We start from the raw sequence: 13,769 nt of genomic DNA on the forward strand, positions 1-13,769 counted from the left end.
GCCGTTCAGGCGCGAAGGGGGGTCCGGGGGCGCAGCCCCCGAAAAGGGGTGCAGGGGGCGGAGCCCCCGCCGGGGTTCGAGGGGCGGAGCCCCTCAGGGGGTCTGGGGCGCAGCCCCAGGGCCCGGCACCCTCCAACCCCCGTCACGGGCGGACGGGTGGGCAGCGCCTTCGGGGTCTGGGGCGGAGCCCCAGGGCTCAGCCGGTTCAACCCGTTGCACGGGCGGGTGGGTGGGCGAACCCCCCGGGGTCTGGGGCGGAGCCCCAGGGAGCCGGGCCCCTCCAACCCCCCGCACGGGCGGGCGGGTGGGCAAGCGCCCCCCGGGCCCCAAGAACGGCCCCCCCTCAGCCCCGAACAACCCCCAGAACCTCATCCCGTACCTTCGACATCGTCGCCTCGTCGCGCGCCTCGACGTTCAGGCGCAGCAGGGGCTCGGTGTTGGAGGCGCGCAGGTTGAACCACCAGTCCTGGGCGGTGACGGTCAGGCCGTCGAGTTCGTCCAGGGTGACGCCGTCCTGGCCCTCGTAGGCCGCGCGGACCGCCGCCGCGCGGGCGGCCTGGTCGTCGACGGTGGAGTTGATCTCGCCGGAGCCGGCGTAGCGGTCGTACTGGGCGACCAGCGCCGACAGGGTGCCCTCCTGGCCGCCCAGGGCCGCCAGGACGTGGAGGGCGGCCAGCATGCCGGTGTCCGCGTTCCAGAAGTCGGCGAAGTAGTAGTGCGCGGAGTGCTCGCCGCCGAAGATCGCCCCGGTGGCCGCCATCTCCTGCTTGATGAAGGAGTGGCCGACGCGGGTGCGCACGGGCGTACCGCCGTTCTCGCGAACCACTTCCGGCACGGACCACGAGGTGATCAGGTTGTGGATCACGGTGCCGCCGGGGTGGCGGGCGAGTTCGCGGGCCGCGACGAGCGCGGTGATCGCGGACGGTGAGACCGGCTCGCCGCGCTCGTCCACGACGAAGCAGCGGTCGGCGTCGCCGTCGAAGGCGAGGCCGAGGTCGGCGCCCTCGGCGCGCACGCGGGCCTGGAGGTCCACGATGTTGGCCGGGTCGAGCGGGTTGGCCTCGTGGTTGGGGAAGGTTCCGTCGAGCTCGAAGTACATCGGGACGAGGTCGAGGGGCAGGCCGTCGAACACGGTGGGCACGGTGTGCCCGCCCATGCCGTTGCCCGCGTCGACCACGACCTTCAGGGGGCGGATGGCGGTGAGGTCGACCAGGGACTTGAGGTGCGCCGCGTAGTCCGTCAACGTGTCGCGCTCGCCGATGGTGCCCGGGGTCGCCGCCGGAGCGGGGGCGCCCTGCTCGGACCACTGCTCGACCAGTTCGCGGATCTCCGCGAGGCCGGTGTCCTGGCCGACCGGGGCCGCGCCCTTGCGGCACATCTTGATGCCGTTGTACTGGGCCGGGTTGTGCGAGGCGGTGAACATCGCGCCGGGCAGGTCCAGGTCGCCGGAGGCGTAGTACAGCTGGTCCGTGGAGCACAGGCCGATGAGGGTGACGTCGGCGCCGAGCGCGGCCGCGCCGCGCGCGAAGGCCGCCGACAGGCCGGGCGACGAGGGCCGCATGTCATGGCCCACGACGATGGCGTCCGCCTGCGTCACGCGGACGAACGCGGCGCCGAACAGCTCGGCGAGGGACTCGTCCCACTGATCCGGCACCACTCCGCGGACGTCGTACGCCTTCACGATCTGCGACAGATCAGCAGCCACGGCCCAACCTTCCCTGATGTCGTCGCCGACGCCCTCCCGGGGCACCGGCCGGGCCCCCAAACTACCCGGGACGGCCTGGGCGCGGGCCACAGCTTCGCTGGACCGACGGGTGACTGCGTCAACTCGGCCGCGGTACCCGGGGGTTGACGCAGGAGGGCGGGGCGGGGGCCGGCCGGCTCAGGGCTCGGGCGAGCGCAGGACGCGCAGATGACCTCGGCGGCCGACCTCGACCGGGTCCGCCGCTCGCGCTCCGCCGGCCTCGGCGGCCCGCTCCTGGGGGCGGGCGGCCTCCCGTACGGCGTTGGCAAGCGCTTCCAGGTCGTCGCCGCTGGGGCGGGCCGGGGCGGAGGCGTCGGTCAGCCGGACGACCTCCCAGCCGCGGGGCGCGGTCAGGCGCTCGCTGTGCTCGGCGCACAGGTCGTAGCAGTGGGGTTCGGCGTAGGTGGCGAGCGGACCGAGAACTGCGGTCGAGTCCGCGTAGACGTACGTCAGTGTCGCGACGGCAGGGCGGCCGCACGCGGTGCGCGAACAGCGACGTACAGGGCTCACGACGTTGGACGGTACCGCACTCTTGACCGGGCCGCGACGACTCCCCACCAGGTCACTCCCCCGTGTCGCGGTGTGAGCCCGCGCACACCGGCCCCCTGAGCAACTGCGCTGACCTGCACGGGAACAGGGCTGCGCGGGTGGTTACCGGCCTTTCGTGGACCGTCACTTGGGAACGATTCGGTCGAAGCGGGCGAAAACCTGACTCCATGACGGTCCGGTAACCGCTCTCATGCGTGGCCGAAACGGCCATCTCGCGACAGGGCCCCGGCGCGACCGCGACATCAGGTCACCCGCGCCGCCGCCGCGATCGTCACCGTCCTCGGAGGGCTACGCTGCGTCAGTGATGGACAGCTCCAGTTCTGCCGAAGGCACTGACCCCGCTCCGGCCGCGGGCGCCGGTTCCCGTACGGGTCCCCGGCGCCGCGACCGGCACGGCCGCGGCATGCGCGGACCCGTGGCGCCGCCGCAGGTGCCGCTCTCGGTCAGCAGGTCCGAGACCTTCCGCGATCTCGTCCTGGACTCGGTGGAGCGCCTGGAGCGGCGCTGGCCGCAGCTCGCGGAGGTGGAGTTCCTGGTCACCGACGTGCCGTTCAAGGAGTCCCCCGCCGGCGACGACGGCGACCCGTCCTGGAGCGACGAGGCGGTGCCGCTCGGCCGGGCGCTGGCGGCCGGCAAGGACCGTCCGGCGCGGATCCTCGTCTACCGCAGGCCGGTCGAGATCCGCACCAAGAACCGGGACGAGCGGGCCCTGCTCGTCCACGAGGTCGTGGTCGAGCAGGTCGCCGAACTCCTGGGCCTGGCACCGGAGTCGGTCGACCCGCGGTACGGCCAGGACTGAGCCGGCCCGCGTGTGCGGCCGCTACTTCCCTAGGACCGTCAGGTCCTGGGAGGCGGCCGGCACGGCGACCGTGCCCCTGTCGTCGGTCAGGGTCTGCACCGTGAACAGGGGCACGCCGTCCTGGGTGAGGGCCAGTGTGCGCGCGGCGTAGACGGGGCCGCCGTTCGGGTCGGGCTCGACGGTCAGCGCGTACGAGCCCTTGAGGCCCGAGGGGGCCGGCGGGTCGACGGCGAGCGTGGTGCCGGCCTTAACCGTGTACGTCTTGGACTGCGGCTGGCCGGCCTCGGCGCCCGCGGACGAGGTGACCTTCACCGTGGCGTCCTTGGTGCCCGGCGCCGTCAGCGAGAGCGTGGCGGCCTTGTCGCGATTGTCGGCGACCGTCGCGCGGGTGCCGACCGCGGCGGTCGCCGGGATGAAGCCGATCTCCTGCTTGTCGCCGGTGCCGCGGGTCACGCGCAGCGCGGCGACGACCGGAGCGGCGCCGTCCGCATCCGGGGTGAGGATCAGGGAACCCGGCTCGCCCCGCGTGACGTTCTTCAAATCAAAGGACGCCGTCATCCCCGATTTCACATGGACGGAGTCCAGCCCCGCCGGGGTGAAGCCGCCCCCCTTGCTCGCGAGCTTCACCTTGAGGTCCGCGTCGTCGGCGCCCTTGGCGTAGACGACCAGGCGTACGTCGGTGGCGTCGCCCGGGATGCCCGGAAGCACCTGAGTGCCGCCGGTGTCGGCCGCCGCGGGCAGCCAGTCCGCCCCCGCCTTGGCGTCGGTGGCCTGCACCACCGCGCCCACCCGGCCCGCCCGGGTGGTGACATGCACCGTCAGATCGTCGGCCACCGTGCCGGTCAGCGTGGAAAGGAGAACGGGAACGCTCGACCTGGCGGGGATCGTGATGCCCTCGCCGGTGTCGGCCTTGAGGGGGCCGTCCTTGCCGAAGAGCTCGATGTCGGCGACGGCCGCGGTGTCGTCGGGGTTGGTCAGGTGGACGTAGTCCTGACGGTCCTTGGCCGTGGAGGCGCCGGGGAACCAGAAGTCGGCGTCCGGCGCCGTGCAGGCCGTGCCGAGCAGGGCGCGGCCCATGCCCCCGGTGATCTGGGTGGTCTGCTGGGCTGTCCAGCCCGGGGCGAGCGGTCCGTCCGCCGAGCCGGTCAGGGCGGGTGCGTCGGCGCCGGACGCGGTGGCGACGGCAGGCTTGCCGGGCTCCTTCAGGGTGATGACGGGCTTGTCGGAGGCGGCCTTGGCCGGCGGCTTCTGGCCCTTGCCGTCCTTGCCGTCCTTGCCGTCCTTGGCCTTGTCGGTGGAGGGCGCTGCGGAGTCGGCCGGCGGCGGCACCGCCGGGGTCAGCACCGCCGTGCCCGGCTTGCCCGTCGAGCCGCCCTGCGCCGTGCCCTTGGGGGTGAACGCGGTGTACGTGGTCTGGGCCAGGTCGGAGTTGCTGGGCGCCGGGCACAGCAGGCTGGAGCGTTCGACGGGCAGCCGGGCCGGGGCCTGGGCGGCCGTCGGGGCCGAGCCGCCGGGCGCGGTGAGCGAGGCGAATCCGGTCAGCGCGGCGAGGGCGACCGCCGTCGCGGCGAGGGAGAGGGTGGTGCGCTTCACTGCTGGCTCCCGTCGGGGCGGTGCGGCTGCTGCCGCTCGGGCTGCTCGGGCTGCTCGGGCGGGTATCCGTAGCCGTACGGGTCGTAGGAGCCCTCGGGCGGCGACTGCGGGGCTTGCGGCGTCTGCGGCTGCTGGTAGGGGTCGTAACCCTGCTGCCGGCCGTCGCCGTACTGCCCGTCGCCGTACGGCCCGTCACCGTACGGGGCGCCCTCGAACTGGCCGTCCGCGCCCGGGACTTGGGGGTAGGCGGCCTCGGGGTAGGGCTGCTCGGGGTACGGAGTCCGGGCGTACTGGCCGTCCGGGTAGGCGGGCTCGCCCTGCGGGTGGGCGCCGCCCTCGGCGTACGGCTCGGGGTACTGCTGGGGCTCGGGGTACTGCTGGGCCTCGCCGTACTGGGGATCCTCGCCGTACGGCCGGTCGGCGGGGTACGGCTGGTAGCCGGGGTACTGCTGCTGGTACGGGTCGTACTGCTGCTGGGTCTGCTCGTCGTGCTGGGCGCTCCCGGCGGCGGTGGCGTACTGCGCCGCGTCCCACTCGCCGTACGCGGGCTGAGCGGGCACCTCGGCGCGCGCCGCGGGGTGTTCGTCGCCCGGCGCCCCGGATTCGGGCTCGGCCTCGGCCTCGGCCTGGGCGCGGAGCCTGCGGGCGCGGCGGCCCTCGCCGTCGACCGGCTGCGCGGGCACGGCGGCCAGGGGCTCCTCCGCCTCGGGCAGGTCGTCGTCGACCGTGCGGCGCCGGCCCGGCAGGGCCAGGACGAGCAGGACGAGGGCGAGCGCGGCCTGGGTCCAGATCCACAGGGTGTGGGTGAGCGGCGCGTCGTAGGTGACGTCGAGGCGGCCGGCGCCGGCGGGCAGTTCGAAGCCCTGGGCCCAGCCGTCGACGGTGGTCTTCTTCAGCGCCTTGCCGTCGAGGGTGGCGCTCCAGCCGGGAGCGGCCTTGTCGGCGATGCGCAGGACGCGTCCGGCCTCGCCGTCCGGGATCTTGGTGTGGATGTCGACGGGGTCGGCCGCCACCGGCAGGCTCTCGCCGCCCTTGGCCGGGACGATCACGGCGCGGGCGACCTGGCGGTCGACCCGCCACAGCGCGCTGCCGTCGAGCTGGCTGAGGCGGCTGAGCCCGGGGGTGGCGTCCAGGGTGCGGCCGAATGCGCGCGGGGCGCCGTCGCGGACCAGTACGTAGCGCACGGCGTATCCGCTGAGCTGGCTCGACTGGTCGGCGCCGGAACCCGCGACGAGGCTGGAGACGGCCTTGCCGAGCCCGGCGTCGTCACCGCCGGACGCGGCGAGTTCGGCGTCGCCGAGCTGTCCGCCCGAGCCGCGGACCAGGGTGTAGGAGACCTGGGCGGGCGAGGTGCCGCCGAGCACCAGGGTGCGGGCCTGGTCGCGGGTGCCGCTCTCCTCGGCGACGAACGCCGGCACCTGCACCGGGTCGCGGCGCTTGAGCGGGCCGTCGGCCCCGCCGATCATCCAGTTCGCCGCGGAGTAGACCGGGCCGAGCGCCGCCGCGAGCGCGATGAGCGCGGCGACCGGCTGGCGCCAGCCGAAGCCGTGCCCGGCCACCCGGGTCCGGCCGCCCTCGGCGCCGAGCACCGCGGCGGCGAGCAGCGCGAGCCCGTACACGAGGGTCGCCGGGCCCGCCCAGGCGCTGCGGTTGGACAGCACCGCGAAGAGGAAGCCGGTGAGCGCCGCCACCCAGGCGGCGCGGATCGCGAAGGCGCGCTGCTCGCGCAGCAGCGCCGCGAGCGCGGCCGCGACGAAGCCGATGAGCAGCAGGCCGCCGACCGCCTTGGGCCCGCCGGGGCTCGCTCCCAGCAGGTCGAGCGCGCCGGCCGATCCGTCGCCGTACTCGAGGCCCGCCTCCCGCAGGAAGCCGGACGGGCCGGTGAGCAGGGTCAGCGACCAGGGCGCGAGCATCAGGACGGGGGTGCCGACGGCGGCCAGGAAGCGCAGTCCGTACGCCGTGAGGTCGGCGCGGCGCAGCGCGAGGACGCCGAGTCCGAGGAGCACCGCGACCGGCCACACGACGGGTGTGAACGCCGTCGCGACCGTGAGGAGCAGCGCGTACGTCCAGGTGGCGCGCCAGGTGCCGCGGACGGCGCCGTCGCGCAGCCCGGCGGCGCTCACGCCGGCCCGGGCGATCAGCGGCAGCAGGATCGCGAGCACGGCGGTGCCGAGCCGGCCGGCGGCGAGGGCGCCGGTGGCGGCGGGCAGGAAGGCGTAGGCGATGGCCGCCCAGGCGCGCAGCTGGCGCGAGGCGGTCAGCGGCCGGGAGGCGAAGTAGGCGGCGAGTCCGGCCAGCGGGATCGAGCAGACCAGGAGCAGGGTCAGCGCGAAGCCGGTCGAGCCGAAGCACAGGGCGCAGAGCACGGCGACGATCGCGAGATAGGGCGGCGCGGTCTGGGTGCCGCCGGCCCCGATGGGGTGCCAGGCGTCGGCGTAGCGGCCCCAGAGGCCGCCGACGTGGTCCGGCGCGGGGAGCAGGGCGCCGCCCATGAGGCTGCCGCCGCCGAACAGGTTGCGGCAGGCCACGAGCGAGACGACGAGCAGGAGTGCGAACAGGACCGGCGCGGGTCTGCGCACGATCTTCTTCAGGCGGGCGAACTGCTCGATCTCCAGGAAGTCGGCGTCGTCGCCGCCGGGCCCCGACTCGACCGCGCCGTGGCGGGAGCCGCCGGTGTCCTCGGTGCCGGCGCCGAGGCTGCCGGCCACCGATTCGACGGTGGCCCGGATGGTGGCGCCGGGCGGCGGGAACAGCGCCCGCAGTTCGCCCGCCTCGACACCGCTCTTGCCGCGCCTCTTGCGTCCGGCGAGGATCCGGCCGGGCCGCAGCAGGGTGGCCGACAGGCCCATGACCTCGTCGACGGCCTGGCCCGGCACCTTGCCCACGAGGTAGGCGACGGTGCGCAGGAGCGTGCCGACCACGATCCGCAGCAGCACGTAAGGGAGAAGGGCGGGACGGGAGTTGACGAGCATGGTGTAGACGGCGCCGGCCTTGTCGACCCGGTGCGGGTTGACGACCGAGCGGCCCGCGCAGTCCACGGTGCGCCGTTCGCGGGCGGCGGCCTCGGCGTGGCGGACGGCGGCGTCGGGGGCGACCAGGACGGTGTGGCCGGCGGCGTGCGCGCGCCAGCACAGGTCGACGTCGTCGCGCATCAGGGGGAGTCTGCGGTCGAAGCCGCCGAGTTCGTCCCACACGTCGCGGCGGATCAGCATGCCGGCCGAGGACACCGACAGGACGGGGCGGACCTGGTCGTGCTGGCCCTGGTCCTGCTCGCGCCGGTCCAGGCCCGTCCAGCGGCGGCCGCTGTGCGCGATGGAGACGCCCACTTCGAGGAGCTGTTTGCGGTCGTACCAGCCGCGGAGCTTGGGGCCGACGATGGCCGCGTGGCCGTCGGAGTCGGCGACGCGCAGCAGTTCGGCGAGCGCGCCGGGCTCGGGCGCGCTGTCGTCGTGCAGCAGCCAGAGCCACTGCACGGGCTCGCCGTGCGGGAGTTCGGGCAGGTCGTAGCTGTCGTCGCGCCAGGTGCGCGAGACGGGGTCCCAGCCGCTGGGGCGCTTGAGGTAGGGCAGTTCCTCGGGGCCGAGGACGGGCGCGGTGCGCGCGGCCTCCTCGACGGCGGCGCCGAATCCGGTGCGGCGGGCCAGGTGCAGGACGCGTTCGGCGCCGAGGGCCTCGGTGACCAGGCGGGCGGAGTCGTCGGCGCTGCCGGTGTCGGCGGCGTAGGCGTTCTGTACGGGGCGTTCCTGGCCGAGGAGTCCGGACAGGACGTCGGGGAGCCAGCGCGCGCCGTCGTGCGAGACGACCACGGCGGTGACGACGTGTCGGGGGAACTCGGGAGTCGTGGCCGCCTCGTACGGGGCCGTCGACTGGCTGTGCACGGACATCGAGGTACGGGCCCCTCCGCCCCGGAAGGCTGCTGTGCTGACTGCGGTCGGCGCGGCCGGTGTTGCGAGACGGGCTCTGACGTGAACCGGAGTGCCGTGGACAGCGCCCCACACTAACGGCTGCCACACAGACGGTCCGCCGCCTGCGGACGGGACGCAGGGGACGGACCGTTGGTTGTGTACGGAGTTGGGCGGTTTGGCCCCTGAGGACGGGCGACGGGGCGGGCGCCGGGGGGCGCGGAGTCAGACCGCGGCCTTCTTCAGCCGGCGGCGCTCACGCTCGGACAGGCCGCCCCAGATGCCGAACCGTTCGTCGTTGGCGAGTGCGTACTCCAGGCACTCGGAACGGACTTCGCAGGCGAGGCAGACCTTCTTGGCCTCTCTGGTGGAGCCGCCCTTTTCGGGGAAGAAGGACTCGGGGTCGGTCTGGGCGCAGAGGGCCCGTTCCTGCCAGCCGAGCTCCTCTTCGGCCTCGTCGACCAGCAGTTCCTGAAACAGCTCGGTCATGTGCGCCCCTCGTCTGTCTTTTACTGCCCCGTGATGTTGCCGTGACCGAAAGCGGTCGAACGACACGAGTGAAATTACAAGTGCGCGGATCCGGGCGAGTCAAGCCGAGATCTGCTATTGGGCCCCGTATTCACTCTGCGGAACCAAGGCTATGCGGAAAGTGTTCAAATCACCAAAAAGGTGACACATGCCACTGGCTCACGCCATCGACTCGCGCCACTGGCTCGTCCGCCTCCCGCTCGTCCGTGAGTACAGAAGAGGACGAGGCGAACGTTGATCTTGTTGCGCCGGTACCCAGAAAGCGGCCCGCATCACATTCGGATCACGAGAAGGCAACGACGTTTGGCTGCCCACGTGTTGCGCCACATCTCCCGCCTCGGCACTGCACAAACCTTTCTCCGCAGCCAGTAACCGGATGAGGTGAAACAATGCACCCAAATCGGGTATTGGGTTGACAACAACCCCGTCGGCCCGGTCTCCTGGTCGGCATGTCAGCGATCCCGGCGCACCGAGCGACCCACGTCCGTGGGTTCCGCAGCGCTGTCCAGGCGCGCTGTTGCTGTTCCAGCTGTTGATGCCGCACCGCTTTCCCCGCGTGCGATCCAGCTCCTCCCCCCGCCTCCCGTACTGACGCCCCGCGCGTCCGGGCGGCCGCCTCTCCGGTCCGGCTCCGGCCCCCGCCGCCCCGGCTCCGCGAGACACCTCATCTGCGACACCCCAGCACTTCCGCCGAGGAACCCCCGCGCCATGAACAGCAGCCACAGCGACCTCCAGATCGCCGGCGACATCCTGGAGGTCCAGCACCTCCTGCAGCCCGCCCGCGAGCACCCCGTCACCGTCGCCGAATTCGCCGGGCTCGCCCGCGCCGTCGCGGCCGACCGCTCCCAGTGGGCCCCTCTCGTCCAGTACGACGCGGCCTCGCGCTGGTACCACCGCCTGCGGAGCGGACCCGGTTACGAGGTGTGGCTGCTGTCCTGGGTGCCCGGGCAGGGCAGCGGGGCCCACGACCACGGCGCGTCCTCGGGCGTGCTGACCGTCCTGGAGGGCGAGTTGACCGAGCGCACCGACCGCGGCGTACGGAGCCTGAGCGCCGGGGCCCAGCGGGTGTTCGCGCCGGGATACGTCCACGACGTCGTCAACGACTCCCTGGAGCCGGCCGTGAGCCTGCACGTCTACTACCCCGGCCTCACCGACATGCCGATGCACCCGGCCCAGGCCTCCCCGGCCGCCCAGGACGCCGTACCCGCCTGACAGACTCTGGGCATGCGCATTGTGGTTCTGGCAGGCGGCATCGGTGGTGCCCGCTTCCTCCGTGGTCTCAAGTCCGCCGCCCCCGACGCGGACATCACCGTCATCGGCAACACCGGTGACGACATCCATCTGTTCGGCCTGAAGGTCTGCCCCGACCTCGACACCGTGATGTACACCCTGGGCGGTGGCATCAACGAGGAGCAGGGCTGGGGCCGCACGGACGAGTCCTTCACCGTGAAGGAGGAGCTCGCCGCGTACGGGGTGGGGCCCGAGTGGTTCGGTCTCGGCGACCGCGACTTCGCGACCCACATCGTCCGGACGCAGATGCTCGGCGCGGGCTACCCGCTCAGCGCCGTCACCGAGGCGCTCTGCGCCCGCTGGCAGCCCGGCGTGCGCCTCATCCCCATGTCGGACGACCGCGTGGAGACGCATGTCGCCATCGACGCCGGCGGCGAGCGCCGGGCCGTGCACTTCCAGGAGTACTGGGTGAAGCTGCGGGCCTCGGTGGACGCGCTGGCGGTGGTGCCGGTCGGCGCCGAGCAGGCCAAGCCCGCGCCGGGCGTCCTCGAAGCCGTCGCGGCGGCCGACGTCATCCTCTTCCCGCCGTCCAACCCGGTCGTCTCGGTCGGCACCATCCTGGCCGTGCCCGGCATCCGCGAGGCCATCGCCGAGGCAGGCGTGCCGGTGGTCGGCCTCTCGCCCATCGTCGGCGACGCCCCGGTGCGCGGCATGGCCGACAAGGTGCTCGCGGCGGTCGGCGTGGAGTCCACGGCGGCGGCGGTCGCCGAGCACTACGGCTCGGGGCTGCTGGACGGCTGGCTCGTCGACACCGTGGACGCCTCGGTGGTCGGGCGCGTCGAGGAGGCGGGCATCCGCTGCCGTGCGGTCCCGCTGATGATGACGGACCTGGACGCGACGGCCGCCATGGCCCGCGAGGCGCTCGCGCTCGCGGAGGAGGTCCGCGCGTGAGTGCCCCCTCCTTCCGGGTGTGGGCGCTGCCCGGCCTGCCCGAGGTGCGCCCCGGTGACGACCTCGCGAAGCTGATCGCCGCGAGCGGTCCCGGGCTCGCCGACGGTGACATCCTGCTGGTCACCTCGAAGATCGTCTCCAAGGCGGAGGGCCGGATCACCGAGGCCGCCGACCGCGAGGCGGCGATCGACGCCGAGACGGTCCGGGTGGTGGCCCGGCGCGGCACCCTGCGCATCGTCGAGAACCGGCAGGGCCTGGTCATGGCCGCCGCCGGGGTCGACGCCTCCAACACCCCCGCCGGTACGGTCCTGCTGCTGCCCGAGGACCCGGACGCCTCGGCCGCCAAGATCCGCGCCGGGCTGCGCGACGCGCTCGGCGTCGAGGTCGGCGTGATCGTCACCGACACCTTCGGCCGGCCCTGGCGCAACGGCCTGACCGATGTCGCCATCGGCGCCAGTGGCGTACGCGTCCTGGACGATCTGCGCGGCGGGACGGACGGGCACGGCAATCCGCTGAGCGCCACGGTGATCTCGCTCGCCGACGAGCTGGCCGCCGCGGGCGACCTGGTGAAGGGCAAGGCCGGCGGGCTGCCCGTGGCCGTGGTCCGGGGTCTGGGCCATCTCCTTGGCGAGGGGTCGGCCCGCGAGACGGTCCGCGCCGCCGCCGACGACATGTTCCGCCTGGGCACCTCCGAGGCGGTACGGGAGGCGGTCACCCAGCGGCGTACCGTGCGGGCCTTCACGGACGAGCCCGTCGACCCCGGTGCGGTGCGGCGCGCGGTGGCGGCGGCGGTGACCGCGCCGGCCCCGCACCACACCACGCCCTGGCGGTTCGTGCTGCTCGAATCCGCCGCCTCGCGCACCCGGCTGCTCGACGCGATGCGGGACGCCTGGATCGCGGATCTGCGGCGCGACGGCAAGTCGGAGGAGTCCATCGCCAAGCGGGTCGCGCGCGGCGAAGTCCTGCGCCGTGCGCCGTACTTGGTGGTCCCCTGCCTGGTGACGGACGGCGCGCACCACTACGGCGACGCCCGGCGCGACGGCGCCGAGCGCGAGATGTTCGTGGTCGCCATGGGCGCCGGTGTGCAGAACTTCCTGGTGGCCCTCGCGGGCGAGCGGCTCGGCTCGGCGTGGGTGTCCTCGACGATGTTCTGCCGCGACACCGTCCGCGACGCCCTCGGCCTGCCCGCCGGGTGGGACCCGATGGGCGCGGTGGCGGTGGGCCATGCCGCCGAGCCGCCGAAGGAGCGTCCGCGGCGGGAGCCCTCCGCGTTCATCGAGGTGCGCTGACCGGGCCCGCGCCGGTCCGGCACCGGCCCGAACTCCCCTACAGGACAGCGATGTTGTTGGGCTGGAGGCGCGGGGCGCGGCGGGCCGGGACACGTCCGCTGAGCAGGATCAGCCGGGCCGCCCGCTGGCGCTGGCCCGCGTACGGTTCGAGCAGGGTCAGCATCTCGGCGTCGTCGGCGTGCCGGTTGCCGGCGAGCGCGTGGCCGATGATGCCGGGCAGGTGGAAGTCGCCCACGGCCACCAAGTCGGTTGCCCCGATGGCCCGTTGCAGGGTTTCGGCGGCCGTCCAGGGGCCGATGCCGGGGATCAGCTGGAGCCGCTCGGCCGCCGCGTACTGGTCCATCGTCGCGGCCTCCTCCATGCGCCGGGCCACCCGCACGGCGCGCATGACGGTGTCCGAGCGCTTGGAGTCCACACCGGCCCGGTGCCACTCCCAGGACGGGATCGTCGCCCAGGTGCGCGCGTCCGGCACGACGTACATGTCGTCCGCACCCGGGGCGGGCTCGCCGAACCTGCGCACCAGGAGCCGCCACGCCCGGTAGGCCTCGGTCGTGGTGACCTTCTGCTCCAGGACGGAGGGGATCAGGGACTCCAGGACCAGGCCGGTACGGGTCAGGCGCAGGCCGGGGCGGGCGCGGTGGGTCTCGGCGAGGAAGCGGTGACGGGGGACGAAGGCGGACGGGTCGTCCAACTCGCCCAGGAGCGCCGGGAGTTGATCCAGCATCCACGGCGCGCCCGCGCCCCACGCCTCGGCGTGCGCGGTGCCGGAGCGTGCGGTCACCCGCAGGGTGGCGGGGCCGGACGGGGTCCTGCACGTACGCCACACCGCGCCGTCCGGGGTGGTGCGGTAGGTGGGGTCCGCGGGGCCTCTGCGCAGGGGGCCCAGGGTGAGGGCGAGGTCCAGGGGGGTGCCGTCGGCGGGGGTCCAGGCGCGGGTCTGCCCTGCCGGGCGGGGGGTGAGGGGGCGTCCGGTGGTGCGGGGGGTGGGTCTGCCGGGCACGGGGTCCTCTGGGGTGGGGTGGGGTTTTCGTATCCGAGGTTACGTCCTCCGGGGGGCTCGGGGGGGGGTTGCCCCGGCCCCGGGGGGGGGGGGGGGGGGGGGGGGGGGGGGGGGGGGGGGGGGGGGGGGGGGGGCGGGGGGGGGGCGGGCGGGGGGGGGCGGGGGGGGGGGGGGGCGGGGGGGC

The 13,769-nt window shown here is 74.2% G+C and carries 10 protein-coding genes; 4 read left to right on the plus strand and 6 right to left on the minus strand.

The features are described 5' to 3' along the window. Nucleotides 1-343: 343 nt before the first annotated feature. Both ACGF3I_RS34805 and ACGF3I_RS34810 read right to left on the minus strand, forming a co-directional pair. Nucleotides 344-1,705, minus strand: a complete 1,362-nt coding sequence (locus ACGF3I_RS34805) for a phosphomannomutase/phosphoglucomutase (RefSeq protein WP_393139263.1) — start codon at nucleotides 1,703-1,705, stop codon at nucleotides 344-346. A gap of 177 nt (nucleotides 1,706-1,882) precedes the next feature. Next, complete coding sequence (locus tag ACGF3I_RS34810) at nucleotides 1,883-2,302, minus strand: DUF3499 domain-containing protein (protein WP_393139265.1); 420 nt, start codon at nucleotides 2,300-2,302, stop codon at nucleotides 1,883-1,885. 295 nt (nucleotides 2,303-2,597) lie between these two features. Here ACGF3I_RS34810 and ACGF3I_RS34815 point away from each other — a divergent pair, with 295 nt between their 5' ends. Beyond that, the gene (locus tag ACGF3I_RS34815) at nucleotides 2,598-3,092 is read left to right on the plus strand and encodes a metallopeptidase family protein (RefSeq protein WP_393139267.1); all 495 of its coding nucleotides are present in this window, start codon (nucleotides 2,598-2,600) and stop codon (nucleotides 3,090-3,092) included. Between the two features lie 21 nt (nucleotides 3,093-3,113). Here the strand turns inward: ACGF3I_RS34815 and ACGF3I_RS34820 are convergent, their stop codons facing one another. The 3 genes from ACGF3I_RS34820 to ACGF3I_RS34830 form a co-directional block, all read right to left on the minus strand. After that, the gene (locus tag ACGF3I_RS34820) at nucleotides 3,114-4,685 is read right to left on the minus strand and encodes a DUF5719 family protein (RefSeq protein WP_393139269.1); all 1,572 of its coding nucleotides are present in this window, start codon (nucleotides 4,683-4,685) and stop codon (nucleotides 3,114-3,116) included. Next, nucleotides 4,682-8,569, minus strand: coding sequence for a glycosyltransferase (locus ACGF3I_RS34825; RefSeq protein ID WP_393139271.1), 3,888 nt, complete (start codon nucleotides 8,567-8,569; stop codon nucleotides 4,682-4,684). Before ACGF3I_RS34825 ends, ACGF3I_RS34820 begins: the two co-directional genes overlap by 4 nt. 243 nt (nucleotides 8,570-8,812) lie before the next feature. After that, a complete protein-coding gene (locus ACGF3I_RS34830) occupies nucleotides 8,813-9,076 on the minus strand; it encodes a WhiB family transcriptional regulator (RefSeq protein ID WP_053723761.1) in 264 nt (87 codons plus the stop codon). Between the two features lie 747 nt (nucleotides 9,077-9,823). Here ACGF3I_RS34830 and ACGF3I_RS34835 point away from each other — a divergent pair. The 3 genes from ACGF3I_RS34835 to ACGF3I_RS34845 are packed head-to-tail and all read left to right on the plus strand — an operon-like array spanning nucleotide 9,824 to nucleotide 12,585. Then, nucleotides 9,824-10,327, plus strand: a complete 504-nt coding sequence (locus tag ACGF3I_RS34835) for a cysteine dioxygenase (protein ID WP_393139273.1) — start codon at nucleotides 9,824-9,826, stop codon at nucleotides 10,325-10,327. A 12-nt stretch (nucleotides 10,328-10,339) separates the two neighbouring features. After that, complete coding sequence (gene cofD / locus ACGF3I_RS34840; protein WP_393139275.1) at nucleotides 10,340-11,296, plus strand: 2-phospho-L-lactate transferase; 957 nt, start codon at nucleotides 10,340-10,342, stop codon at nucleotides 11,294-11,296. Beyond that, nucleotides 11,293-12,585: a coenzyme F420-0:L-glutamate ligase gene (locus tag ACGF3I_RS34845; protein ID WP_393139277.1), complete on the plus strand. Its 1,293-nt coding sequence runs from the start codon at nucleotides 11,293-11,295 to the stop codon at nucleotides 12,583-12,585. The genes cofD and ACGF3I_RS34845 overlap by 4 nt, the downstream gene beginning before the upstream one ends. Nucleotides 12,586-12,622: 37 nt before the next feature. On the opposite strand, the gene ACGF3I_RS34850 is transcribed toward ACGF3I_RS34845, so the two are convergent. Continuing rightward, nucleotides 12,623-13,585: a DNA-3-methyladenine glycosylase family protein gene (locus tag ACGF3I_RS34850; protein WP_393139279.1), complete on the minus strand. Its 963-nt coding sequence runs from the start codon at nucleotides 13,583-13,585 to the stop codon at nucleotides 12,623-12,625. Nucleotides 13,586-13,769: the final 184 nt, after the last annotated feature.

Origin of the sequence: Streptomyces sp. NPDC048111, from assembly GCF_043202815.1 — a bacterium.
In the GTDB taxonomy this organism is placed as follows: Bacteria; Actinomycetota; Actinomycetes; order Streptomycetales; family Streptomycetaceae; genus Streptomyces.